Genomic DNA, 23,656 nt, shown 5'->3' with positions numbered 1-23,656 from the left:
GTTAAAACCATTAATTGTAAAAAGTCAGGAGCATTATGTCAGCTACACCATCAACCATGCTGGAAATAGGAACCGAAGCACCGGATTTCACCCTCCCAAGCGTGAACGGTGGAAACCTTTCACTTAAATATGCAGATCAAAGTAAGGGTTTTGTGGTGATGTTCATCTGCAATCACTGCCCATATGTACTGCATATAGAAGATGAACTGGTAAAAGTAGCCAATGAATATATTGCAAAAGGGATTGGGTTCATTGCCATAAGTTCGAATGATGTAGAAAAATATCCACAAGACAGCCCGGATAAAATGGCAGAAAAAGACTACCCTTTCCCTTATTTATATGATGAAGATCAGGAAGTGGCAAAAGCCTACCAAGCTGCATGTACTCCTGATTTGTTTGTATTTGATGAAAATCGAAAATTAGTATATCGGGGTCAGTTCGATGACAGCCGTCCCAAGAAAGACACACCTGTTACAGGTAAAGATCTCCGAAAAGCATTAGATGCAGTTTTATCAGGAGAACAGATACCTGAGGAAAAACAAGTTCCAAGTATGGGCTGTAATATTAAATGGAAACCCGGTAATGAACCGGATTATTTTGGATAAATAGATGAAGAAAGAACAATTGCAAAAGCTTAGAGAAGATTATTCTAAACATTCACTCGATGAAAGTGATGTAGCTAAAGATCCCGTTAAACAATTTGAGAAATGGATGGAAGAGGCCATTAATTCTGAAGTCCCGGAGCCAAATGCAATGACACTTGCTTCGGTAGATCATAAAAAAAAGCCCCATGCCAGGGTAGTTCTATTGAAGGGTATTGAGGATGGGAATTTCATTTTCTATACGAATTATGACAGCGCGAAAGGGGAAGAATTAAGGCAAAACCCAAATGTAGCTTTATGCTTTTTATGGCTTGAACTGGAACGACAAGTAAGAATCGAAGGCCGGGTTGAAAAGATCTCAGATGAAGAAAGTGAGGCGTACTTTAAAAAGCGGCCCTATAAAAGCCAGTTGGGGGCGTTGGCTTCTAATCAAAGTGCAGAAGTTCCGAACAGGGCATTTCTTGAAGATGCATTTTCAGAATTAGAACAAAAGTATGCAGAAGGAGAGGTGCCTAAGCCTGTAAATTGGGGCGGGTATAAAGTAATTCCCGAAGGATTTGAATTTTGGCAGGGACGAAGAAGTCGGTTGCATGACCGCATTAAATATGTGTTTGAGAATGGAAACTGGATCATAAAAAGACTTTCACCTTGAATAATGCCTAAGATCAAAGAAAAGCGTATGGAAGAGCTGCCAAAGCTGGATAACACGCTAGTGTATACCGATTTCAATGAAGAGAACCCGGCCCCAAAAGGAAGATGGAATTCCGAGGTTTTTGAAAAAGATCAACCTATAGTTTTAGAATTAGCTTGCGGAAAGGGCGAATATTCGGTCGGGCTTGCAGAGCTCGAGCCGGATAAAAATTATGTTGGAATTGATATTAAAGGGAACAGGGTTTGGGTAGGTGCTACAGAGGCCTTGGACAAAGGATTGGAGAATGTGCGCTATTTACGGTGTTTTATTGATCACCTGGATCAATTCTTTGGAAAGGACGAAGTTGATGAGGCGTGGATCGTATTTTCAGATCCGTATTTAAAAAAAGAGAGAAAACGGCTGACAGCCCCAAAATTTTTAAAGACCTACCGAAAGGTGATGAAGCCGGATGCTATCATTCATCTGAAAACAGACAGCGATGTGCTTTATGAATACACTAAAGAGATCATCGATCAAGAGGGTCTTGAACTGCTGGATGATGAGCCTGACGTACATAAAAACCGGCCGAATGATCCTAAACTATCCATTATCACATATTACGAAGAGATGCATCTGGATAAAGGAAAGAAGATAAAATACCTGTCGTTTCGATTGGGGAAATAATACCTTATCTACTGAAAAATACGCTGCTTGATTTTCTGCATGGAATGATTAAATTGAGGTAGTTAACACCGTTAACCAAAAGTAGTAATGAGCGAAGAAAACCCACTTAGAGATCAAATTCTGGATATTAGCCGTCACATGTTGTTTGAGGATGGATATACATCTTTATCCATGCGAAAGATAGCGAAACAAGCCAATGTTTCAGCAACAAGTATTTACCTGTACTTCGAGAACAAAGACCATCTCCTTCACACATTGATTGAAGAATCGGTAGAAGACCTCAGTCTTTTTATAGAATCAAAAGCATTACCGGTTACAGAAAATATTGAACGGTTTAAGAAGATCATAGAAAGTTATGTAGACTTCGGCCTTCAGTATCCTGAAAAATATGAGATCATTTACAAGGTCCGGCCGGAATCAATGGCTCGATATCCAAAAGAGAAATTCAGAAAGGCCCGGCGTGCTTATGAGTTATTAGTTAAGACTATTGAGGACAGCGTTTCGGCGGGAGATATGGAAGTGGAAAAGCCTTTGGTTGCAGCTTATTCAATTTGGGCACAGCTGCACGGCGTGGTTTCGGTTGTTCTTAATAAAAGACTGGACAGCCGGATTGATCAAAAACAGTTTATTGAGGATTCCATAGAACATGTGGTTCAGGGATTCTTGGTACGCACAACAGTATCATAAAGAGGAAACATCATGGAAACATCATGGAAGCAATAATGGAATTACTTGGATTTTTCAGTGAAGTACCGCTTTGGGCCTCGATAGGTTCGGTGGTATTATTAATGCTAATTTTAGGATATACCGGCGCCCCGCTCTGGCTTTGGGCCATTGCAGGATATGCAGGCTTAGTGGGATTGAATGCCCCCGGTTGGCTGTTTATCACCTATACGGTTTTGGTAGTTGTCTTTAACATCAAGCCGATTAGGAGAGTAGTGTTGAGCGGCCCGATCATGAAGCTTTTGGATGCTCTGGATTTCCTTCCAAAGATCTCAGAAACAGAGCAAACAGCGATCGAGGCCGGAAATGTGTGGGTTGAAGGAGAATTATTCTCCGGTAAGCCAAACATGAAACGAATTTTGGAGGAACCTTATCCCGAACTTACGGAAGAAGAGCAAGCATATCTGGATGGACCGGTAGAAAAACTATGCGAGATGGTTACCGACTGGGACGTTATGGTTCGTAAAGGATTTACAGATGAAGTTTGGGAGTACATGCGCAAAGAGAAGTTTTTTGGGTTGATTGTACCGAAGAAATACGGTGGGCTTGAATTCTCAGCTACAGCTCATAGTGCTATTGTTGCAAAGCTGGCTTCAAGATGCGGGCCTTTGGCAACTACGGTTATGGTTCCTAACTCACTAGGCCCTGCTGAACTTTTACTCCACTATGGAACAGATGAGCAGAAGGATCATTATTTGCCCCGTCTGGCTTCCGGAGAGGAGATGCCGTGCTTTGGGTTAACCGAAGCTAATGCAGGTTCTGATGCGGGAAGTATGCGCTCTGAGGGTGTTGTATTTAAGGGAGATGACGGTGAATTATACCTGCGAATGAATTTTCAAAAAAGATATATCACTCTGGCTGCCATTTCGACGGTGATCGGCCTGGCCTTCAACCTCAAAGATCCTGATCATTTGATAGGGGAGGATGAGAATCGGGGAATCACCTGTGCACTTATTCCATCTGACACGGAAGGGGTAGTGCTTGGGCGCCGACATGATCCACTTGGAATCCCATTCTACAATTGCCCGATCGACGGTAAGGATGTCATACTTCCCATTGATGCAATAATCGGTGGAAAAGAAGGAGCCGGAAATGGTTGGAGAATGCTGATGGAATCGCTTGCCGTGGGTCGCGGAATTTCACTGCCGGCACAAAGTGTGGGTGGTTCTAAAGTAGCCACAAGAGCTATTGGAGCTTACACCGCTATTCGCAAACAATTTGGATTGAACATCGGGAAGTTTGAGGGAATTGAAGAGCCGATGGCAAGAATCGGTGGATATACATATCTCATGGAAGCTGCGAGAAGATTTACAACCGGAGGCCTTGACAGCGGCCAAAAACCGGCAGTGGTTACGGCAATAGCAAAATATAATTTTACCGAACTTGGACGTGAAGTTGTAAATGACGCCATGGATATTGTAGGCGGAGCAGGAATTTCCCGCGGCCCCCGAAATATTTTCGCGAGCAGTTATACGGCAATGCCTATTGCTATTACTGTTGAGGGTGCAAATATCTTGACACGAACGTTAATGATCTTTGGTCAGGGAGCTATTCGTTGTCATCCCTATGCCTACAACGAAATTGATGCATTGATGAACAAAGATGTGAAGGAGTTTGATGACAACTTCTGGAAGCATATTGGTCACGTTGCTACAAATAAGGTTCGAGCTTTTGTACTGAGTATTACGAGAGGTCGTATTGCCGGCTCTCCGGTAAACGGTCCTTCCGCCAAGTACTTTAGGAAACTTGCATGGACTTCTGCTTCGTTTGCATTCTTTGCAGACATTGCGCTTGGTTCTTATGGAGGAGCGCTTAAAATGAAAGAGAAGATCGCAGGCCGTTATGCGGATATCCTCAGCTATATGTACCTCGCATCCGGAACGCTTCGACGCTTTGAAGCAGAGGGAAGGAGAGAAGCAGATCGTCCGTATTTTGAGTGGGCGATGGAATATAGCTTCTGGAAAATACAGCAGGCCTTTGAGGGAATCCTGCGGGAGATCAAAGTGACGGGCTTAAGTTGGGCTTTCAGAATAGCAGGAGTTTGGGGAAGATTGAATCCTATCGGTACCTATCCTTCTGATAAGCTGGGTCATAAAGTAGCTCAGGCTATGCAGACTAGGGGAGAAGATCGTGATCATATTACAGATGGGATCTTCCTTCCTAAAGACAGGGAATCTGCTCTAGGCCGTTATGAACACACCATGCAACTCAATGAAGAAGCATGGCCGTCGTTCAAGAAGTTATATAAAGCGATTAAGGCTAAAGAACTTCCTAAGGAACCTTATTTGGATATTGCGGACCTTGCGGTTGAGAAAGGTATCCTGACAAAAGAAGAAGGAGAGTTTGTTAAGAAAACCGAGATCGCCCGAAATGATGCCATTCAGGTAGATGAGTTTGGTTTGGATGAGTATTTAAATGAAACTCCAACCCAGCCAGCCGGTGATGGCGAGAGACCTGATAAGCTTGCAGAGTCCCTAACATAGATCTCAAAAAGAGTTGCTTAGATAATACTAAAAGAGCCCGTTCTTACTGTAAGAACGGGCTCTTAAATTTTGTAGAGTTAAAATTCAGATCAGTTTCTTCGGATCTGGAAGAATGTATTGGTTATAAGTGCTGCTAGGGATACAATTGTAGATAAGATTGTAATTCTTTCTGTAGCACTTAACTCTTGTGCCTCCTCTTTAGGTGGAATAATGAGAACTGAGCCGGGCTTCACATCCGGATAAGACCTGAAAAATAAAAACCTTTTTGTTCTGTCTACTTCTCCATTGGCATAAACGATATAGGCACGGCGGGTATTTGCTTGTTCTGTAAAACCACCGGCTGCACCGATATAACTTCTAAAGGATCTGGATCTTTCAAATCGAGCATTAATTGGATATAAGACCTCTCCACGTATTTGAACCGTTTGAAGGCGTTTAGGGATATGGATTTCATCACCTTCCTGAAGCAGGATGTCATAATTCGATTCCGGATTTGCAAGTGCTTGCTGTAGTTGGATCCCAACCTGGGAAAGAGATTCGATTCTTTGTTGCTGGAGGGCTACTACAGAGTCTTCTTCTATGTTAAGATCAACTTCCTCAAAATCATTTTCAATTTCCCGGGTAAGGGAAGCACCTTCAGCATAAGCAAAGTCAGTCATACCCCCGCTTTTTTCTATGAGATCACTCAGCCTGAAATCTCTTGTACTTAAGGCATATTCTCCGGGATACATTACTTCACCGGTTATATTCACTGTTTTCTGTACTTCATACGCGGGTGATTTCCTTACAAATACTTGATCGAAGGGCTGCAAAATAACTTCTTCAAGTTCAGGTGAATATTGCAGGCCATTTTCGATGTTGACTGTAATAATTTCTGCTATTTCATTCTGTAAAGTTCTGGAATCGCTATCAATAAACCTTCGGGCTATTTCAATATTGTAAGGAGCTGCTTCATCTTTCAAGCCATCCGCCTCAAATATCAGATCTTTTAGAGAACTGTTTTCAACAAAACGATATGTTCCGGGATTCAGTACAGAACCGCTAATTCTTACGGTTCTAAATTCCCGTAAATCAAAAATGGAAGAAATCCTGATCCTGTCATCTTTTACAAGTGCAATATCATGAGAGGCAGAATCGGCAAACAAAGTATTAAGATTAACAGGGATAGCTTCAACACTGTAATCATCTTGGGTTCTATATACTAAAGCTCGTTCTAAAAAAGCATCTCCCATTACTCCTTCAGCATTGTTAATGAGCGTTAAAAGAGTAGGATTTTGCTCTAATCCATATTCTCCCGGCCTGAAAATAGCACCTTCTATTTCAACTTTGTTCTCATATCGGTCCAATACTTCTTGAACTGTAACCACGTCACCGGACGTAAGAATGGTGTTTCCCTGTTCCGGATATTCAATATCAACAATTTTCTTTTCCGTACCGGTTTTGCGTTCCACCTTAATTCTATTTACATACGCATCCGGGCTAAAACCACCGAAATAGGTTACCAGATCATTAAATGTCTCTCCTTCAAGTGTTTCAAACAATCCGATAGTTTTTACTTCTCCCTGAACTGAAATTCGATTCACATAGGGGTCAATTTTTATAATGTCCTGATCATGAAGGGTAATGTTTCCCGATAGATCTCCTGATACCAGAAAATCGTATAAATCTATTTCTTTATGAATATTCCCATCTCTTAAGACTTTAACAGATCGATAAGTCCCATTCTCGCTTGGGCCACCTGCGGCGTATAATGCATTAAATACGGTTGAAAGTGAGGATAATGTATAGGTGCCCGGTACATTCACTTCACCCACAATACTTACCTTGATACTGCGAACACTGCCTAAAGAAATTTGGACATAGGTATTCTTGTTCTCTCCTTGTAAACCGGAATAAATTGAGGCGAGTTTATCTATTAATCTTTCTCGGGCATCTTCAATAGTTAGTCCGTTTACATAAACGGGCCCAATGCTACTTATTTGAACGGCACCTTCAGGATTGATAGTAAGTTGATACGTATTTTCGGAAGCTCCCCAAATATCAATGATAATTTCATCTCCGGGACCTAAAACGTAATTTTTAGGGGTGGGAATATTCATCGACGGTTCGAAAGTTAAATATTCGTTTGTGAAGATATTAGAACCGAATACATTTGCAGAATCTGATTCTTCTTCAGCGAAGAATAAACCCAGAGTATCTACTTTCACGGAGGGGTAGGGAGGAGTCATCCCTTCGGGAAGCTGGCCGTCTAACTGTTGTTGAGTCTGTCGCCTGTTTTCATTTTGAGTACCATCTTCACCCCCTTCTTGTTCCGAGGATGTCCTAACTTCATTAATTCTACGTCTTAGTTTACTAACTTCTGCAGGATCCATTCCCCGGGCAAGAGCCAGGGTTTCTACTTCAGAAATAGTCAATCCTCTATCCTGCATTCGTTCATAAAGCTGACTAATTTGACTGTCACTTAATTGATCAACTCTGATGTTTTCAAAATCAATTCCAACATCTTGTGCTAAAAGGGGAAGGCTAAAAAGCGTAAAAATAAAACCAAAAACAGTATATTTTATGAGTCGCATCCGTTATTGTAGGTTTATGATATGTATATTAGTTCTGCCCACTACCCAGGTGTACGGTTAGCAGAAACGACTAAGTTAAGAAACAAATAATTAAAGCACTAAAATGAACTCCCAGGTCATCAAATTTATTGCCAAGGCACTTTTGATATTTATTCTTTGGTACCTGGTTTATGAACTTTGGCTATTACCGGAGGGGAGTCTGGATGAATGGGTCTCTTTAAATATTATTGGTACAAGTGCCGGATTTTTAAAATGGATTGGATACGAGGTCTTCACGGTAAATAGATTTATCGGGATTGGTGAGTATCCGGGAATTGAGATCGTAGATGGATGTAATGGAATAGCCGCAATGGGATTATTTCTTGGATTTATCTTAGCATATCCCGGTGATTGGAAAAATAGAATAAGCTTTAGCATTCTTGGAATTTGTGCGATCTATTTGGTTAATCTGGTCAGAATAATAACGCTGACGATCACTCAGGTTGAATGGCCGCAATTCTTTGATTTCACACACGATTACTCTACAACCACAATATTTTATTTGGTGATATTTATTCTTTGGATGGTTTGGGTGAATTACAGCGATGCGAATAGTTTTTCGGCCGATAGTAAAGCTGTGGCTTAATGAAAAAAACAGTATTAGTCACAATCTATATTCTATTTCATTTATTTGTATTGAGAGAAATTCGGACCAATATGTTTGCATGGCAAACACAGACTTTTGTGTCTGATGGAGTGCCGCAAATAGAAGAAGTTTCCATAAATAACTTGGGCACAAGACTGGTCTATATCGAATATGAAACAGAAGATTTCCAAAAAATATGGCACTACAAATTCCCTTTTGGCTTCTTCTTTCTATTAGGGATGATCGGTTTGATACTGATTGGCTCTAATAAAAATTTCTACTTAATTTTGACAGCTATCCATTTGATCGTCGCCATTATTGCCGGATTTATATTTTATTATCTGATCGATCAAAGCGTTTGGTGGTTAGCGGTATGTGATATGCTTTCCAGGTATTTTATCCCTTTAGCTTCAATTGGCATTATTCCATTATCATTCTTAGAAAAAAGAAATTTACTTCATGAAGAAAAAGCTCCATAAACAATATTCCGTTTTACAGGAAGTAGCTAAGAAAGTTGTTTCCGGAGATTTTTTTCAAATGAATCTACACTCATACTTAGATGAAATAAAGTCAACTGAGAGGATCTGGGTACTCGGTGCAGGTAAAGCATCCGTTGAAATGGCTTATCAGGTCGAACAATATTTTGGGTCGGATATTGAGGATGGGATTATTATTTCACCGAACGACTCTCACAAACTGAATCGGGTTCAGGTTTTTAGTGGAACCCATCCCTATCCTTATCAGGATTCAGTGTCTGCCTCTTACGAATTACGGCAATTCGCTAAACAAATACCTGATGGTGCTACTGTTATCTTTTGCCTTTCCGGAGGCGCTTCTTCCCTTTTATGCATACCTGAGGATGGAATTGAGCTTGATGAACTCCGACATTGCTACAAGCAGTTGTTGAATTCAGGAGCTTCTATCCATGAGATCAATGCTGTTAGAAAGCATCTTTCTGAAACAGCAGGTGGAAAATTGGGAAAGTTACTGGCCGGTACAAAATTAACCTCGATCGTGCTTTCTGACGTTCCAGGAGATGCCACGGATGTAGTTGGAAGCGGGCCAACCGTTGCTGACCGATCTACTTTTACGGAAGCCTTTCAGGTGTTAAAGAAATATGGCTTATGGGATGAGACACCACACTCCATTCGAATCTATTTGTCTAAAGGTATGCATGGTGACGTTCCGGAGAACCCAAAGCCAGATAATAATTTCTGGAGAAATCATAGGGTTGAAGTGATCTCAGGTGCAAGCTTGCTAGCTCAGAACGTTGCTCATTTTCTGTCAGAGGAAGGCTATAATGTTTCCGTTGATCCTGAAGCTTATAATATGGATTTGAATAAAATATCCAAGAAGATCTGCGGCGATGCGATTTCTGTATTAAGCAAAGGCTCGCCCTTAAAAAAACCGGCATCATATGTGTATTTCGGAGAAAGTACTGTTAATGTAAAAGGCGAAGGTAAGGGAGGCCGAAATCAGGAACTGGCTTTGAACGCAGCTATTTCTATTGAGGGACAGCATGATATTTCATTACTGAGTCTTGCTACTGATGGTGTGGATGGCCCGACTGATGCAGCAGGGGCTATCATAAATTCAGAAACTACACTCAAGGCCAGAAAACAGAAGTTAAGCCCGGAAGATTATTTGCAGGACAATGATTCTTATCACTTCCATGAAGAAATGAAGACATTGATCAAGACAGGCCCGACCGGTAACAACCTGATGGATCTACAAATTACACTGATTGGTTAATTAATTTGAGGCATCAATTTTAGATCAGAATTCTATTTGAGGGAGCAATTAATATTCGATTTAGGATATTATTCTGATATTATTTAATATAAAGAATAATATTCTATTATATAAAATAATACGCATGTATTTATCTGTTTTTGTGGTAATTTAAGGGATAATTGAGTATAATTTACATGTAATACAGTTAATCCTTCTTCTTATGCCACAGATCAAAATTGATAGTGTCGACAGAAATATAATTAAGGTGCTTCAGCAGGAAGGCCGGATCGCGAATAAGGAATTATCAGAGCGAATCGGATTGACCACCACGCCCACACTTGAACGGGTTCGTCGGTTAGAGAGAGAAGGAGTAATTGAAGGGTATGCAGCCAAAGTAAACAAAGAGTCGGTTGGAAGGGGGTTTGTGGCGTTCGTGAAAGTAACGCTAAAAGTTCACCAGTTAAATTTACTCGAAGAATTTACTTCAGCTATTCAGGAGATCCCTGAGATATTGGCCTGCTACCACACCACCGGAGATGGAGATTTCCTCCTTCAGGTGGTTGCAAGAGACACTAAAGACTACGAGCAATTGATGCGAAACAAGCTTACCACACTTCCTGATGTGGAACGACTTCATACCAGCATCGTACTTAACACCATTAAAGAGCAATCCCCAATTCCTGTATATTATGAAGACTAAGATCAAACCTACATTCGAATCAGCAGCCATACATGGCGGAAAGGGAAATAAAGACCAATACGGATCCCACACAACACCTATTTATCAAACATCTACCTATGTATTTGATAATGTAGAATCAGGTGCCAAGGCTTTTCGGCATGAGGAGGGCGGGGCAAGTCACGTGTATTCGCGGCTGGGAAATCCTACTGTAGAGGAGTTGGAACGTACCGTTTGCGCTCTTGAAACCTATAGTCTGAATGACCCCGAGCATTATCAGGGAATGGCGTTTGGAAGCGGGATGGCGGCTATCACTACGGGGATTATTAGTATGGCTAAAGGCGGACATGTGATCGCTCAAAATGATCTTTATGGCTGCACGTCTCAATTTCTGAAAGAGGAAGCACCGGGAATGGGAATATCTGTCTCTTTTGTGGATACTTCTGATATTTTTATGGTAGAGATGGACCTGAAAAAGCACCCAGAGACAAAGCTTGTTTATCTGGAGAGTATTGCCAATCCAACCTTGAAGGTCTCGGATGTCAAAGCGATTGCGCAATTGTGCGAATCTCATGGAGCCTTGTTAATGGTTGACAATACTTTTGCTACTCCATACCACATTCAGCCGTTGGAGTTAGGAGCGGATGTTACCGTTCATTCTTCTACCAAATATATGGGTGGCCACGGCACATTGATCGGTGGAGTGATGGTCGCTAAAAAGGAATTATTTGAAGAAGCTCAAACCTTTCTATATCGAAAGAACTTAGGTGGTATTGCCGGTCCTATGGATGCCTGGCTTACAACCAATGGACTGAAAACTTTGCCGCTTCGAATGAAGCAGCACAATGAGAATGCCATGAAAGTGGCTCAATGGCTTGAAGACCATCCTAAAGTAGATCGTGTATTTTACCCGGGACTCAAATCTCATCCTCATCACAAACTGGCTTCATCAATCATGAAAAAAGGATTTGGTGGAATGATAACGTTTGAATTGAAAGGTGGGTTTGACGCCGGGGTTTCACTGATGAATAACGTGAAATTATGCTCTCTTGCTGTAAGCCTTGGGGCGGTAGATTCCCTGATTCAGCACCCTGCATCAATGACTCATTCCATCGTAGATGAAGAGATCAAAAAAGCAGCCGGAATCACAGATGGTCTGGTACGTTTATCTGTAGGAATTGAAGGAGTAGAAGACATCATTGCCGATCTTGAACAAGCTATGGGCAATTTTTAATGTGAAAATGCTAAATGTTAAATTAGATGTACATTTAACATTTAGCATTCAATAACTTAGAATTAGATCTACCAGCCACCGCCGGCGCCACCACCGCCGGAACCAAATCCGCCACCACCGGAAAATCCTCCGAAGCCGCCTCCTCCGCCACCGAAGGAACCGCCTCCGTTTCCAAAGCCTCCACCATAAAAGATAATACCGCTAGACCCAATGGAATGTCTTTTTCCGCCTTTTCCTCCTTTCCCTCGAGTGATCAGGATAAATATGATGATGATAAAAATGATGAGAACATCGATAGGAAAACCTTCACCTCCTGAAGATCTATTTTCGGGGAAACCACTGAATTCTCCGGCAGCCAGATCGATCAAAACATTTGTAGCCTGATCCAACCCGCCATAAAAGTCACCGGCCTGAAAACTCGGCACCAATATGTTAGTATACACACGGTTAGCCATGGCATCAGGAATAGCACCTTCAAGTCCGTAGCCAACTTCGATCTTCATGCGTCGGTCTTGCTCAGAAACTAAGATAAGAACCCCATTGTAGCGTTCTCCTTCCCACATGCGCCAGTTATTAAAGAGGGTAGTGGCTATTTCATCTTCAGAATACCCCTCAAGGCTTTCCAGGGTGGCAATGGCGATCACATTGGTTGTGGTATCACGATAATTGGTCAACTTCTGCTCAAGTCGCTGTTTTTCAGATGAAGTCAGCATATCAGCAAAATCATTGACCATTCCTACAGGACGTTCAGGCAAAAAGTCCTGTGCAGCAACTGAAAATGAGATCCCAAAAAATAGTATCAGACTTAGAAGTTTACGCATCCTTTTTCCCCTCATCTTTGTTGTAACTGATCTTATTGGATAGCTCATTTACTTCACCTTTTTGCTCATAAGGGAAATTCTCTTTCAGTTTCTGTCCGATCTGAAGGACTACTTCCGTAAGTCCGGTTTGATAATCACCGGCTTTAAAGTATTTCAGGATTAACTCAAGCTCCTCTTCCCAAAATGATTGGCCTACTTTACTGTGTATTCCTTCATCTCCCCAAATGGCTACCTTGTGATCTTTCCAGGCCACATATACTATTACGCCATTATGGAATTCAGTTTCGTGCATTTTAAGTTCTGCGAATACTTCTTTGGCGCGTTGAATGGGTGAGTCAGCTTTACACTTTTTCTCGATGTGAACTCGTAACTCACCGGAAGTTGCTTCTTCAGCCTGACTAATGGCCTCAACAATATCTTCTTCCTGTTCCTGTGTAAGAAATTTTGCCATTGGTTGTTTATGAGACGTAAGATGTTAGACATTAGATAAAAGACCGAATTTTGATGTCTCAAATCTTATGTCTTATATCTATTATCTATTAAAATTAGTTATTGAAATCTACTTCAGGGGCTTCTTCTGCACCTTGTTCAGCCTGGAAATATTCTTTTTGTTCGAAGCCTAACATGGAAGCGAACATGCTTTTTGGGAATTGACGGATCTCAGTATTAAATCCCTGTGCAGCCTGATTAAATCTCATGCGCTCTGTAGAGATCCTGTTTTCCGTGCCTTCAAGTTGAGCTTGTAAGTCTAAGAAATTCTGGTTGGCCTGAAGTTCGGGATATCGTTCTACTGTTACGAGTAATCGTGATAAGGCTCCGCTTAGTTGTCCTTGTGCTTCCTGAAATTGCTGGAAAGCTTGTGGGTTGTTCAAGTCATTGGCATCGATGTTAACGGATGTTGCACGGCTTCGTGCTTCGATCACTTCCTGTAAGGTTTCGGATTCGAAGTCGGCTGCTCCCTGAACGGTATTTACCAAATTTGGAATAAGATCGGCTCTTCTTTGATATTGGTTTTCAACCTGAGCCCAGGCAGCGTTCACGTTTTCCTCTTGAGTAACTAAGCTGTTATTAACGCTGATTCCATAAAAAACGAGGAGCGCAAGCACTCCGATAATGATCAAAATTTTTGCTTTCATGAGTAGAGATTTTGTGGTTTATTTGTTGCCCTCTTACGAAGGTAAATATCTTTAGGTTCAACTTTAATCAAAAACCGTTCCATTGTCACAACTGAATCCAAAATTCATCTATTTTGACTTAGACGACACCCTCCTTGATCACAAAAAGGCAGAACAAGCCGGACTTCAGGATGTTCACGAACATTTCGACATGTTTGATGGAATCCCCGAGCAGCAGCTGTTGGATACTTATCATCACATAAATAAAGGATTGTGGGAAGAATATGGACGCGGTGAAATAGACCGTCATGAGTTGCACCGTCGTCGTTTTCAGGAAACATTTCGGGATCTGGGAGTTGATGAGCAGATGCATGAAGAAGCGGGAAAAGTATATATGCGCTATTATCGGAATCATTGGGAGTGGATAGATGGGGCATATGAGTCTTATAATAAGATTACTCAAAATTTTGAAGTCGGTATCATGACGAATGGTTTTGCGGAAACCCAGTGGCTGAAGATAGATCAGTTCAAGCTAAAGGAAACTGCCAGGCATATAGTCATTTCAGAAGAAGTGGGAGAGATGAAGCCACATCCCAAAGTGTTTGATCATGCCACGGAACTAACCGGGGTAGACCGGGAGGATATCTTGTATGTTGGTGATTCTTTCACTTCGGATGTAGTAGGCGGTTCCAAAGCAAATTGGAAAGTAGCCTGGTTCACCAAAGCACCAGTTGATGAAGGCTACAAACTTGCCCATTTAATTTTTGATGATTTTACGGATTTGTTAAAGGCATTAAACATAAAGTAAGGGTGGATCGTATTCGCCCGATAAGGAAGAAACATTTGAGATCATCAATGCCCGATCATCCCATTACCAACCATTACCCCTCGCCAGATCAGCAATAACCCAATGATAACAGCAAAATAGGTAGAGAATGGTCGCAGTTTTGATCTCCATTTTGGAGAGATAAAGCCAGGAGCCATATTCATCATTAGCATGACAGGTAAAGTGCCCAACCCAAATAAAGCCATGTAGATGCTACTGTGGAGAGCGGTATCAGTAACAAGTGCAACGGCCAGTGCTGTAACTACAAATCCACAGGGGAGAAGGCCGTTCAACAATCCTATTAAAAAAGCGGACGACACTGATCTATCCTTAAAGAGTGTAGCAATGGAGGAACTGATCATCTTCTGAAATCTATCATAAAGCTTTCCAGGTTTTTTTGGAAACTTAATGTGTGGAAATAGAGCAAAAAGAACGATCAATGCACCTAAACTGATGGAAAGTAAATTCTGGTATCCTGCAATAGTAGCTCCCATTCCTAAAATTCCTAATCCAAAACCTAAGAATGCATAAGTAAAGATGCGGCCGGAGTTATATAATATACCCCGAAAGAACATGGATGAATTTGAACGGTTTTCTCCCGGAATACTCAGCGCGATAGGTCCGCACATCCCAATACAGTGAAAACTGCCCAAAAGTCCCAAGGTAAATCCGGTCCAGAGTTCCATTTAAATAAAGATATTCTTCTCGTCAATGTAGATCAGCGAATCTTGTTTCCATTCCAATGTTAGTTTCCAACGGCCTTTTTCAAAATCAGAGACAGGGATGGTCTGTTGGCCGTTTTCGTCTATTTGAAGCTTATATTTGCGGTCAAGTTCTGAGTTGTTGGGTCGGTAGAAGGTGATACTTCCTGAAAGTGAATCAGCTCTTAATGCTTCAGGAAAGGTGATCTTGATGGAGATATTAGGCTCATCAAAAAGTACCAGTACCGGATTTTCCAGATTCTCAACTCGCTGTTGTCCGTCTATGGTTTCCTGGTATTCAACCCCTTGTTCATAATGGTCGTTTGAGACAAGATAAAAGTCGAGGCTAATGAGGTAACTAACCACACTTAAAGTGGCGATCACAAATAAGGTAACGGCTAAAAAGATGCCGGTACCCCAGTTAAATTTCTTCATAGTATTAATTATTGGGAGTGTTATCCGGACCTAAAAATCCGGAGGTTACCGTTTCAAGTTTTTCATCTCCTGAGTAAATACCAAATGTAAGTTCGGTTTGTAGGCCACTCAGATTATCTTGGTGCACCTGCACCATAAATCGCCCTTCAGCTGAGTTTTGAGGTTGGACGGAATCAACAGTTCCTAAAGACACGACGTCTCCAACCGGACTTTCCAACCGGATTTCTATGGGCATTTCCTGAAAAGTTTTATTCAGGATCTTTACGTTGTAAATGTTAGCATACCGATTGTCAGGAAGTTCCTGGTAGAGTGTTCCGGGCTCACGTAAAATTGTTGTTTCGGTATCAGGGCGAAGCGTCAACAGGGTGATGAATGTAGTAAGTAGAATAAGAAGTATTCCCGAATAACCGGCAACTCTTGGAGTCAGAATTTTTTGCTTTTCTTTGCGAATGGCATTCTCTGAAGAATAACGGATCAGTCCGCGCGGCTTGCCGATCTTTTCCATAACGGAATCACAGGCATCAATACAGGCCGTGCAGTGTACACACTCGAGCTGTGTTCCATTTCGGATATCAATGCCCATTGGGCAAACTTTTACGCATTGATAACAGTCGATACAGTCTCCGAATTGTTCACTCGCGCTGAAACCGAGGTCTTCCAGAGTCGCCTTTCTGTTTTCTAACTGGTAGCGGTCTTTTACGCTTGCCCGCGTTTCTCCCCGAACATAATCGTACATTACATTGATGGAGTTATTGTCAAGCATCACGGATTGCATTCTGCCATAAGGGCATACAAAATGACAAACTTGTTCACGCATGAAAGCAAAAACTCCATAGAAAACACCACTGAATATGATCATGGAGCTGAGTCCTGCTAAATGTTCAGAGGGAGGATCAGTAATGATCTCGAATAACTGATCTTTACCTATGATATAGGCTAGGAACATGTTGGAGATTAGAAAAGCCATCCCAAAAAAGATAGCATGTTTACTAACCTTCTTAGTGATCTTCTCAAGATTCCAGGGTTTCTTATTGAGCCGGAATTGGTCGGCTCCGTCTCCTTCTATCCAGTATTCAATTCGTCTAAATACCATTTCCATAAAAATGGTCTGCGGACATGCCCATCCACACCAAAGACGACCAAATACTGCTGTAAAGAGGACGATGAACAGGATGAAGGTCAACATCCCGAAAAGCAATAAGTGAAGATCCTGGGGCCAAAAAGTGACGCCAAAAATGACAAATTTTCGCTCAATTATATTCAGAAGCAAAAGCGGATTTCCGTTGATGGTAATAAACGGTCCGCTAAAAAAGAAAGCCAAAAGTAATATGGCCACAACGTTTCTCGCCTTGTAAAACCGTCCGCTCGGTTTTTTGGGATAGATCCAGTTTCGCTTTCCTTCCTCATTTACTGTAGCAAGGTGGTCACGAAAATTCTTTTTATCAATACGTCGTTCTTCTTCTAAATTTGCCATTAGTTAATCAACCTTATATCCCTTGATTATCACCGATATTACGATCCCTTTTTGAGGATTATGTGAAGTTTAGTGATGAAGTAAAAATGATGAAGTAAACCTATACTAAATTCTAGGTTTTACTTACCATTGGTGATTTAGTTTTTGGCTGAGTATTAAATAACCAAAGCTCACTTCATCACTTTATCACTAATCACTCCAAACTACAAGGCACTGCACGGTCGATCGGTGCCTTGGCATTTGCAGGTTCGGTACCTTGGATGGAGGCTATGTAGCTGACCAAGCTTTGTACTTGTTCATCTGAAAGCCTAGCGCCACTTCCATAAGCGATCATTCCTCGGTCAGGGTATCCCTCAATAATACTGCTGGCGATCTCTTCAGCTGAACATCCGTGAATCCATAGGTCATCAGTAATATTTGGTCCCACGATCCCTTCTCCATTAGCTCCATGACAGGTGTAACAGAGATTTCCATTGCTCATATAGATCTCGCGGCCTTCTTCAATGCGGCTCTGATCTTCAAGGAATGCCCAGGTAAAGTCAGAAACTTCGGCTTCACTGCCATCACCTTCCGGTTCCAGGCCGTATTGTTCGGCTGCAGCTGCCATTTCCTGTTCATATAATTCTTCCTGGGTAGGTCCGCCAAGCATATAGTAATATACCATATATCCTATGCCCCAGACGATGGTAAAATAAAATAGCCACAGCCACCAAACCGGCATGTGATTATCAAGCTCACGAATTCCGTCATATTCGTGATCCATCAGCAGGTCTTTTTCGTCGTCAAATACTTTCATTGTTCTGAATGTTTGAAGTTCATATTGTCATCATCTTCGAGAGGAAGCCGTTCGGCATCTTTCCAGTAATCTTTTCCTTTTATGATCAGGTAAATGATCAGTCCCACAAAAAATCCAAAAAACAGGATCAGGGAAATACTGGGGTAAATGCCGATGTCTTCAATAGCACGCATTACGTTTTTATACATGACTATTCATCCTCCTGCTGCGGTGTAAAATTGGCCCGAATACGATCGCTTGATGGAAGATCTTCCCAAGGATTTACATTTCCTTTGATGTCTACTCCAAGCCGTTGCATATAAGCGATGATGGCAATGATCTGTTTATCGGAAGTGATCTCGATTCCATCAATTTCACCAAAACCGTTTTCATGAAGGCCTCTTGTGATCTGTTCAGCCTGGGCTTCCAGGTCTCGGATGGCCAGATCTTCATATCCTTCAGCATATGGTACACCCACTGTTCGCAGGGCATTGATACGAGCCGGTATGCTTTCTATATCCATTTCATCTGTGAACATCCACGGATAAGCAGGCATAATAGAACCCGGGGAAGTGGAAGTAGGATCATACATGTGGCGAACGTGCCAGCTATCCGGGTATTTACCACCTATACGGTGCAGATCGGGTCCGGTACGTTTAGATCCCCATAAAAATGGATGATCATACACAAATTCACCGGCTTTGGAATATTCTCCGTATCGTTCGGTTTCGGAGCGGAAAGGGCGGATCATTTGCGAGTGGCAGTTATTACAACCCTCAGCGATGTATATGTCCCTTCCTTCAATTTCAAGCGGTGTATATGGCTTCACACTGGCTATAGTAGGTACATTGGATTTTACTAAAGCGGTGGGTACATATTCAATAATTCCACCAATCAGAATAACCACTAAAGTAAGGGCAGTAAGTTGCAGAGGACGACCTTCCAGTCTGCGGTGCCAGCTTTCTTTATGACCGGCTGCAGGATCTATGATAGGTTGTGCTTCATCTACTTCATCTGCTTCGAAAGAACCTTGTCTTGCTGTTTTGAACAGGTTATAAGACCCAAAGATGGCTCCAATTATGAATAGTGTTCCTCCAATCGCTCTAAGCCCATACATCGGCATGATCTGAGTTACAGTCTCGAGGAAGTTTGGATACTGAAGAAGACCTTCAGAAGTAAATTCCTTCCACATCAGGCTTTGAGTAATTCCCCCCCAGTACATCGGGATGACATAAAAGACAGCACCCATCGTGGCAAACCAAAAATGGACATTTGCCAGTTTTACCGAGTACAATTTAGTTTTGTAGATCCTCGGGGTGATGTAATACAGCATAGCGAAGGTTAGACCGCCATTCCACAGCAACGCACCGTTGTGTACGTGCCCAATGATGTAATCTGAATAATGAGCAATCGCATTCACATTGGCGATGGAAAGCATGGGGCCTTCAAAAGTTACCATACCGTAAGCGGTAACACCAACTACCAGGAACTTCAGCACAGGGTCTTCCCGAACTTTATCCCATGCCCCCCTAAGGGTAAGAAGGCCGTTCAGCATACCACCCCAGCTGGGCGCTATCAACATCAAACTGAAAACTGTACCTAGTGCCTGAGCCCACCCCGGAAGAGCCGTATAAAGCAAGTGGTGAGGTCCGGCCCAGATATAAATAAAAATCAGCGACCAGAAGTGGACGATAGATAATCGATAAGAGAATATCGGCCGGTTAGCTGCTTTCGGAATGAAGTAATACATAATTCCCAAAAAGGGAGTCGTTAAAAAGAAAGCTACAGCATTGTGTCCGTACCACCACTGCACCAATGCATCCTGAACGCCGGCATAAACCGGATAACTTTTCAGGAAAGTGGCAGGCATTTCAAAGGAATTGACAACATGTAAAACGGCAACTGTCACAAAGGTGGCAATGTAGAACCAGATTGCTACATACAAATGCTTTTCTCGGCGTTTCATGATCGTCATGATCATATTGATCCCGAAGATCACCCAAATTATCGTAATGGCAATATCGATCGGCCATTCCAATTCTGCATATTCTTTACTGGTGTTGATGCCAAATGGCAATGTAAGCACGGCTGATACAATAATAGCCTGCCAACCCCAAAAGTGAATATCACTCAACTTTCGGCTCCACATGGGTGTTTTACACAGCCTTGGAAGCGAATAGTAAACGCCATAGAAAATGGCATTACCTGCAAAAGCAAAGATCACAGCATTAGTGTGAAGTGGACGGAGCCGGCCGTAACTGAGTTCCGGTATAAATCCCAGAAAGTCAGGCCAGATCAATTTCAGGGCAATAGTAAGCCCTACGATAAACCCGATAAGTCCCCAAAGGATCGTTGCTATCCCGAATTTTCGGACCGTCTCATTATCGTAATGGAAAGTTTCTAAAGTTGATGAAGACATTTATTCATCCCGATGTTTTTGGTTGTTGTTTGATTTTTCTGTTGAAGATTTTTTACTGTCGAAGAGCACGCGCATGGAGGGGGTATATTGATCGTCAAACTGTCCGGATCTCACTGCCCAGAAAAATAATCCTAAGAATATGAGAGCCACCAGCAGGCTGAAGCCAATAAGCATATAAATCACTTCCATATAGTCAGACCTCCTTTGCGCGCAAAAAATCGTGTAGTTGTAAAAGTGAACACCATCACACTGATGGAACTCAACGGCATCAAAATAGCAGCAACCAATGGGGATAAATTCCCGGTGATTGCAAAAGCTAATCCAATGGTGTTATACAACAGCGAGAGTACAAAACTCGCAATAATGATATTCATACTCTGATTTGAAAATTTGATGAAGGAATCCAGTTTTTTAAAAGAATTTCCTTCCAGGATGGCATCACAGGCAGGAGTAAATGAACTGATATCATCAGCCAGGGCAATTCCAAAATCAGATTTTCTAAGGGCCCCGGCATCATTCAGCCCATCGCCCACCATAATTACTTGCTCGCCATTATTTTGAAGTTGTGTGATGAAATCCAGTTTCTCCTCCGGTTTTTGGTTGAAGAGAAGGGACTTGTTAGCACCAAAATAATCTGTGAATTCCAATTTCTGTGCTTCATTATCTCCGGATAGCAAATAGATACTGAATTTCTCTTTAATGGATTGAAGCAGGTTTGAGATTCCATCACGTATACCCGCCCTGATCCCAAAAAATCCTTTATAAACTCCGTTAATAGAGAGATGTACTGTTGATCCATTGAAGTTGGATTCTGGAATTTCCTGCAATTTCATCCTGGTTTTTTCAGCAAGAAATGATCGTGAACCGAGGCAAATCAATGTGTCGTCGATTTCAGAGAAAATGCCTTTTCCGGGTTGTTCCTCAAAGTTTGTGGGTTGATGGAGAAACGAACTTTCAATAGAGTTGGCTACTTTCCGGCTCAGCGGATGTATGGAGTTTTTACAGGCCGACTTCACTAATGTCTTTTCCTGGGATGAAAGTACGTCCCCAAGAAATGTAACTTCAGCCGAATCACTTTCCGTCAGCGTACCGGTTTTATCAAAAACGATAGAAGTGGCTTTGGAAAGATTTTCGATCAATAAGTGGTTCTTGATGAATAGTCCGTTTAGAGACAACACATTCAGGGCAGAACCTAAAGTGAATGGTGTTGAAAGAGCCAGTGCACAAGGGCAAGCAATGATCAGTACAGCGGTAAAAACGGATAAAGCCGGTTCCACTCCAGCCGTTTGCAGCCAATACAAACCAGCGAAAAAAGCGATACCCAAAACAACAATCGTAAAATAGGGACTGATCTTATCCGCAAAAGTGGTGAGCTTCAGTTCCTTTTCATTGTTTTGAAAGGCCTCATGATTCCAAAGCTTGGTAAGGTAACTGTTGGTGACTTTTTCTTCCGTATTGAAAAGAGCTGCATTTCCTATAAGCCGACCGCCGGCAAAAACTCTTTCGCCTTTTCTAACAGAAACCGGCTCTGATTCTCCCGTAATAAAACTGTAGTCCATAAAAGCTTCATCAGACAAAAGTGTAGAATCACAGGGTATGAGTTCCTGATTTCGAAGCCTCATTTTTTTTCCGGGTATAAGTTTATCCAGTGACACAGAATATTCCTCTGAATTATCATTCAGTACATTCACTGCGATGGGGAGGTAGGAGCGATAATCGCGATCAAAAGATAGCCGGTGGAAGGTTTTTTGTTGAACCAGCTTGCCAATGAGCAAAAAGAAAATGAGTCCGGTGAAGGAATCCATATATCCGGTTCCGGTCATGGTGATGATCTCATACACACTGCGAGAAAACAAAGCTACGATCCCAATAGAAATAGGGACATCCAAATTTACCCCGCGCTGGCTAAGGGCAGCGAATGCCGATTTTAAATAATCGCTGCTGCTATATACTAAAACAGGAAGAGCAAGAATGATATTCAGAGCTCCGAAAAAAATGTGGAAATTACCACCCAATCCGGTTCCGGTGGTATCCAGATAATCCGGAAAGCTGAACAGCATGATGTTCCCAAAAGCGAAACCGGCTACACCCATTTTCAGCCAAAGTGAGCGGTTTTGATGAGATTTTTCTGTTTTGGAGTCAAGCTTTTCAAGCCTAATTTCCGGCTCGTACCCAATGGTTACTAACTGTTCAACCACATCCCGAAGTGTTGACTTCTCTGTGTCAATAAGAAGAGATAACTCTTTTTTTAGAAAATTTACCCCGCTCTGGAGAACTCCCGAATCAAGCTTTTGAAGATTTTCCAGCAACCAAACACAGGAAGTGCAGTGAATATTCGGAATGAATAAAGTAAGGGAAAGCTTGTTCGGATCACGAAAATCTGAAATGCGATCAATAACTTCATCGTCCTCAAGGTAATCAAAGCGGGCTCGATGCTTCGTATTTTTGAGGTTGATGCCAGGATTTGCTTCGAGATCATAATAGGAACAAAGTCCGCTTTTGTCTAAAATCTGATAAGCCGATTTGCACCCGGTGCAACAAAAATCTTTATTATCAAAGGCGACAGAATCTGCACAACAGTCCTCTCCACAGTGGTAGCAAACATCAGATGATATGGTTGCAGTAACTGTAGCCATCAGCTTAATGAAGGAACACCGCTTGAAAATTGCAAGCGTAGATCGAACCAGGCCTGAGTCATCTTTTCATCAACTTCAGCAAAGGTAGTTCTTTCAAGCCATTGCTGTATTTTTTTTCGTTCCACCGACCAGAAGTGATGAAAAGGACAAGGTTCAATATTTCCACAACCCTCAATTCCCATAAAACACTTATCAAAAAACTCAGTTCCATCTATAGCTGCAATAACATCCATCATAGTGATAGAGTCAATGTCTTTGGCTAAATAAACACCCCCGTTAAGGCCCCGTTGTGATTTAAGTATTCCGGGTTTCTTGAGCTTAGCGAGAATTTGAGAGAGATATGCTGTGGGGCAATTCAATGACTTTGATAAAAAAGAAGCTGAAACAGCCCCGCTTTCTGTATGCTTGGAAATGGCTATAATTGCTGATATAGCGTATTGAGCACCTTGTGAGATCAACCTCATAAATACATTTATAAATCAAATA

At 41.9% G+C, this 23,656-nt stretch carries 24 protein-coding genes; 11 read left to right on the top strand and 13 right to left on the bottom strand.

Annotation, left to right across the window (positions count from 1 at the left end):
- Nucleotides 1-35: 35 nt before the first annotated feature.
- From ACFSVN_RS09980 to ACFSVN_RS09960, 5 genes are all read left to right on the top strand, one after another.
- Entirely contained in the window at nucleotides 36-605 is a 570-nt protein-coding gene (locus ACFSVN_RS09980) for a thioredoxin family protein (RefSeq protein WP_390301846.1), read from the top strand.
- Between the two features lie 4 nt (nucleotides 606-609).
- Complete coding sequence (gene pdxH / locus ACFSVN_RS09975) at nucleotides 610-1,254, top strand: pyridoxamine 5'-phosphate oxidase (protein WP_390301843.1); 645 nt, start codon at nucleotides 610-612, stop codon at nucleotides 1,252-1,254.
- 3 nt (nucleotides 1,255-1,257) lie between these two features.
- Nucleotides 1,258-1,917, top strand: a complete 660-nt coding sequence (gene trmB, locus ACFSVN_RS09970) for a tRNA (guanosine(46)-N7)-methyltransferase TrmB (RefSeq protein ID WP_390301840.1) — start codon at nucleotides 1,258-1,260, stop codon at nucleotides 1,915-1,917.
- Nucleotides 1,918-2,004: 87 nt separating this feature from the next.
- On the top strand, nucleotides 2,005-2,604 hold the full coding sequence (locus ACFSVN_RS09965; protein WP_390301837.1) for a TetR/AcrR family transcriptional regulator: 600 nt from the start codon (nucleotides 2,005-2,007) through the stop codon (nucleotides 2,602-2,604).
- Between the two features lie 23 nt (nucleotides 2,605-2,627).
- Nucleotides 2,628-5,123, top strand: coding sequence for an acyl-CoA dehydrogenase (locus ACFSVN_RS09960; protein ID WP_390301834.1), 2,496 nt, complete (start codon nucleotides 2,628-2,630; stop codon nucleotides 5,121-5,123).
- A gap of 89 nt (nucleotides 5,124-5,212) precedes the next feature.
- Here ACFSVN_RS09960 and ACFSVN_RS09955 read toward each other — a convergent pair whose 3' ends face one another.
- On the bottom strand, nucleotides 5,213-7,696 hold the full coding sequence (locus tag ACFSVN_RS09955; protein ID WP_390301830.1) for an SLBB domain-containing protein: 2,484 nt from the start codon (nucleotides 7,694-7,696) through the stop codon (nucleotides 5,213-5,215).
- 103 nt (nucleotides 7,697-7,799) lie between these two features.
- Here ACFSVN_RS09955 and xrtX point away from each other — a divergent pair, with 103 nt between their 5' ends.
- The 5 genes from xrtX to ACFSVN_RS09930 all read left to right on the top strand — a co-directional run bounded on the left by xrtX (nucleotide 7,800) and on the right by ACFSVN_RS09930 (nucleotide 11,968).
- A complete protein-coding gene (xrtX, locus tag ACFSVN_RS09950; protein WP_390301827.1) occupies nucleotides 7,800-8,321 on the top strand; it encodes an exosortase X in 522 nt (173 codons plus the stop codon).
- Nucleotides 8,321-8,800, top strand: coding sequence for a hypothetical protein (locus ACFSVN_RS09945; protein ID WP_390301824.1), 480 nt, complete (start codon nucleotides 8,321-8,323; stop codon nucleotides 8,798-8,800). The genes xrtX and ACFSVN_RS09945 overlap by 1 nt, the downstream gene beginning before the upstream one ends.
- Nucleotides 8,781-10,073, top strand: coding sequence for a glycerate kinase type-2 family protein (locus ACFSVN_RS09940; RefSeq protein ID WP_390301821.1), 1,293 nt, complete (start codon nucleotides 8,781-8,783; stop codon nucleotides 10,071-10,073). Before ACFSVN_RS09945 ends, ACFSVN_RS09940 begins: the two co-directional genes overlap by 20 nt.
- A 202-nt stretch (nucleotides 10,074-10,275) precedes the next feature.
- Nucleotides 10,276-10,755: an Lrp/AsnC family transcriptional regulator gene (locus ACFSVN_RS09935; RefSeq protein WP_390301818.1), complete on the top strand. Its 480-nt coding sequence runs from the start codon at nucleotides 10,276-10,278 to the stop codon at nucleotides 10,753-10,755.
- Nucleotides 10,745-11,968 (top strand): trans-sulfuration enzyme family protein, encoded by a 1,224-nt coding sequence (locus tag ACFSVN_RS09930; protein ID WP_390301815.1) that lies wholly within the window; start codon nucleotides 10,745-10,747, stop codon nucleotides 11,966-11,968. Before ACFSVN_RS09935 ends, ACFSVN_RS09930 begins: the two co-directional genes overlap by 11 nt.
- 68 nt (nucleotides 11,969-12,036) lie before the next feature.
- Here ACFSVN_RS09930 and ACFSVN_RS09925 read toward each other — a convergent pair whose 3' ends face one another.
- From ACFSVN_RS09925 to ACFSVN_RS09915, 3 genes are all read right to left on the bottom strand, one after another.
- A complete protein-coding gene (locus ACFSVN_RS09925; RefSeq protein ID WP_390301812.1) occupies nucleotides 12,037-12,789 on the bottom strand; it encodes a TPM domain-containing protein in 753 nt (250 codons plus the stop codon).
- The gene (locus tag ACFSVN_RS09920) at nucleotides 12,782-13,240 is read right to left on the bottom strand and encodes a TPM domain-containing protein (protein WP_390301809.1); all 459 of its coding nucleotides are present in this window, start codon (nucleotides 13,238-13,240) and stop codon (nucleotides 12,782-12,784) included. The genes ACFSVN_RS09925 and ACFSVN_RS09920 overlap by 8 nt, the downstream gene beginning before the upstream one ends.
- Nucleotides 13,241-13,334: 94 nt before the next feature.
- Entirely contained in the window at nucleotides 13,335-13,925 is a 591-nt protein-coding gene (locus ACFSVN_RS09915; RefSeq protein ID WP_390301806.1) for a LemA family protein, read from the bottom strand.
- Nucleotides 13,926-14,007: 82 nt separating this feature from the next.
- Here ACFSVN_RS09915 and ACFSVN_RS09910 point away from each other — a divergent pair, with 82 nt between their 5' ends.
- On the top strand, nucleotides 14,008-14,712 hold the full coding sequence (locus tag ACFSVN_RS09910) for an HAD family hydrolase (protein ID WP_390301803.1): 705 nt from the start codon (nucleotides 14,008-14,010) through the stop codon (nucleotides 14,710-14,712).
- A 44-nt stretch (nucleotides 14,713-14,756) separates the two neighbouring features.
- Here the strand turns inward: ACFSVN_RS09910 and ACFSVN_RS09905 are convergent, their stop codons facing one another.
- The 9 genes from ACFSVN_RS09905 to ACFSVN_RS09865 form a co-directional block, all read right to left on the bottom strand.
- Entirely contained in the window at nucleotides 14,757-15,416 is a 660-nt protein-coding gene (locus tag ACFSVN_RS09905; protein ID WP_390301800.1) for a sulfite exporter TauE/SafE family protein, read from the bottom strand.
- Nucleotides 15,417-15,866, bottom strand: a complete 450-nt coding sequence (locus ACFSVN_RS09900; RefSeq protein ID WP_390301797.1) for a FixH family protein — start codon at nucleotides 15,864-15,866, stop codon at nucleotides 15,417-15,419.
- 4 nt (nucleotides 15,867-15,870) lie between these two features.
- The gene (gene ccoG / locus ACFSVN_RS09895) at nucleotides 15,871-17,340 is read right to left on the bottom strand and encodes a cytochrome c oxidase accessory protein CcoG (RefSeq protein WP_390301794.1); all 1,470 of its coding nucleotides are present in this window, start codon (nucleotides 17,338-17,340) and stop codon (nucleotides 15,871-15,873) included.
- 193 nt (nucleotides 17,341-17,533) lie between these two features.
- A complete protein-coding gene (locus tag ACFSVN_RS09890; RefSeq protein ID WP_390301792.1) occupies nucleotides 17,534-18,136 on the bottom strand; it encodes a cbb3-type cytochrome c oxidase N-terminal domain-containing protein in 603 nt (200 codons plus the stop codon).
- Nucleotides 18,133-18,324, bottom strand: a complete 192-nt coding sequence (locus ACFSVN_RS09885; protein WP_390301789.1) for a hypothetical protein — start codon at nucleotides 18,322-18,324, stop codon at nucleotides 18,133-18,135. Before ACFSVN_RS09885 ends, ACFSVN_RS09890 begins: the two co-directional genes overlap by 4 nt.
- Nucleotides 18,325-18,326: 2 nt before the next feature.
- On the bottom strand, nucleotides 18,327-20,534 hold the full coding sequence (gene ccoN, locus ACFSVN_RS09880; protein ID WP_390301786.1) for a cytochrome-c oxidase, cbb3-type subunit I: 2,208 nt from the start codon (nucleotides 20,532-20,534) through the stop codon (nucleotides 18,327-18,329).
- Nucleotides 20,535-20,723 carry a cbb3-type cytochrome oxidase assembly protein CcoS gene (gene ccoS, locus ACFSVN_RS09875; RefSeq protein WP_390301782.1) on the bottom strand — a complete coding sequence of 63 codons (189 nt, stop codon included), beginning with the start codon at nucleotides 20,721-20,723 and terminating at the stop codon, nucleotides 20,535-20,537.
- Nucleotides 20,714-23,170: a heavy metal translocating P-type ATPase gene (locus ACFSVN_RS09870; protein WP_390301779.1), complete on the bottom strand. Its 2,457-nt coding sequence runs from the start codon at nucleotides 23,168-23,170 to the stop codon at nucleotides 20,714-20,716. The genes ccoS and ACFSVN_RS09870 overlap by 10 nt, the downstream gene beginning before the upstream one ends.
- Complete coding sequence (locus tag ACFSVN_RS09865; RefSeq protein WP_390301776.1) at nucleotides 23,170-23,628, bottom strand: RrF2 family transcriptional regulator; 459 nt, start codon at nucleotides 23,626-23,628, stop codon at nucleotides 23,170-23,172. The genes ACFSVN_RS09870 and ACFSVN_RS09865 overlap by 1 nt, the downstream gene beginning before the upstream one ends.
- Between the last annotated feature and the right edge of the window lie 28 nt (nucleotides 23,629-23,656).

The organism is Gracilimonas halophila, from assembly GCF_042684365.1.
Classification (GTDB): Bacteria; Bacteroidota; Rhodothermia; order Balneolales; family Balneolaceae; genus Gracilimonas; species Gracilimonas halophila.
Note: the sequence above shows the minus strand (reverse complement) of the source record. Positions and strands in the feature narration are given on the sequence as shown.

Excerpts from the sequence above, each read along its gene's own strand:
- ACFSVN_RS09980 (WP_390301846.1), top strand. The coding sequence starts at position 36 with ATGTCAGCTACACCATCAACCATGCTGGAAATAGGAACCGAAGCACCG.
- pdxH (WP_390301843.1), top strand. The coding sequence starts at position 610 with ATGAAGAAAGAACAATTGCAAAAGCTTAGAGAAGATTATTCTAAACAT.
- trmB (WP_390301840.1), top strand. The coding sequence starts at position 1,258 with ATGCCTAAGATCAAAGAAAAGCGTATGGAAGAGCTGCCAAAGCTGGAT.
- ACFSVN_RS09965 (WP_390301837.1), top strand. The coding sequence starts at position 2,005 with ATGAGCGAAGAAAACCCACTTAGAGATCAAATTCTGGATATTAGCCGT.
- ACFSVN_RS09960 (WP_390301834.1), top strand. The coding sequence starts at position 2,628 with ATGGAAGCAATAATGGAATTACTTGGATTTTTCAGTGAAGTACCGCTT.
- ACFSVN_RS09955 (WP_390301830.1), bottom strand. The coding sequence starts at position 7,696 with ATGCGACTCATAAAATATACTGTTTTTGGTTTTATTTTTACGCTTTTT.
- xrtX (WP_390301827.1), top strand. The coding sequence starts at position 7,800 with ATGAACTCCCAGGTCATCAAATTTATTGCCAAGGCACTTTTGATATTT.
- ACFSVN_RS09945 (WP_390301824.1), top strand. The coding sequence starts at position 8,321 with ATGAAAAAAACAGTATTAGTCACAATCTATATTCTATTTCATTTATTT.
- ACFSVN_RS09940 (WP_390301821.1), top strand. The coding sequence starts at position 8,781 with ATGAAGAAAAAGCTCCATAAACAATATTCCGTTTTACAGGAAGTAGCT.
- ACFSVN_RS09935 (WP_390301818.1), top strand. The coding sequence starts at position 10,276 with ATGCCACAGATCAAAATTGATAGTGTCGACAGAAATATAATTAAGGTG.
- ACFSVN_RS09930 (WP_390301815.1), top strand. The coding sequence starts at position 10,745 with ATGAAGACTAAGATCAAACCTACATTCGAATCAGCAGCCATACATGGC.
- ACFSVN_RS09925 (WP_390301812.1), bottom strand. The coding sequence starts at position 12,789 with ATGCGTAAACTTCTAAGTCTGATACTATTTTTTGGGATCTCATTTTCA.
- ACFSVN_RS09920 (WP_390301809.1), bottom strand. The coding sequence starts at position 13,240 with ATGGCAAAATTTCTTACACAGGAACAGGAAGAAGATATTGTTGAGGCC.
- ACFSVN_RS09915 (WP_390301806.1), bottom strand. The coding sequence starts at position 13,925 with ATGAAAGCAAAAATTTTGATCATTATCGGAGTGCTTGCGCTCCTCGTT.
- ACFSVN_RS09905 (WP_390301800.1), bottom strand. The coding sequence starts at position 15,416 with ATGGAACTCTGGACCGGATTTACCTTGGGACTTTTGGGCAGTTTTCAC.
- ACFSVN_RS09900 (WP_390301797.1), bottom strand. The coding sequence starts at position 15,866 with ATGAAGAAATTTAACTGGGGTACCGGCATCTTTTTAGCCGTTACCTTA.
- ccoG (WP_390301794.1), bottom strand. The coding sequence starts at position 17,340 with ATGGCAAATTTAGAAGAAGAACGACGTATTGATAAAAAGAATTTTCGT.
- ACFSVN_RS09890 (WP_390301792.1), bottom strand. The coding sequence starts at position 18,136 with ATGAAAGTATTTGACGACGAAAAAGACCTGCTGATGGATCACGAATAT.
- ACFSVN_RS09885 (WP_390301789.1), bottom strand. The coding sequence starts at position 18,324 with ATGTATAAAAACGTAATGCGTGCTATTGAAGACATCGGCATTTACCCC.
- ccoN (WP_390301786.1), bottom strand. The coding sequence starts at position 20,534 with ATGTCTTCATCAACTTTAGAAACTTTCCATTACGATAATGAGACGGTC.
- ccoS (WP_390301782.1), bottom strand. The coding sequence starts at position 20,723 with ATGGAAGTGATTTATATGCTTATTGGCTTCAGCCTGCTGGTGGCTCTC.
- ACFSVN_RS09870 (WP_390301779.1), bottom strand. The coding sequence starts at position 23,170 with ATGGCTACAGTTACTGCAACCATATCATCTGATGTTTGCTACCACTGT.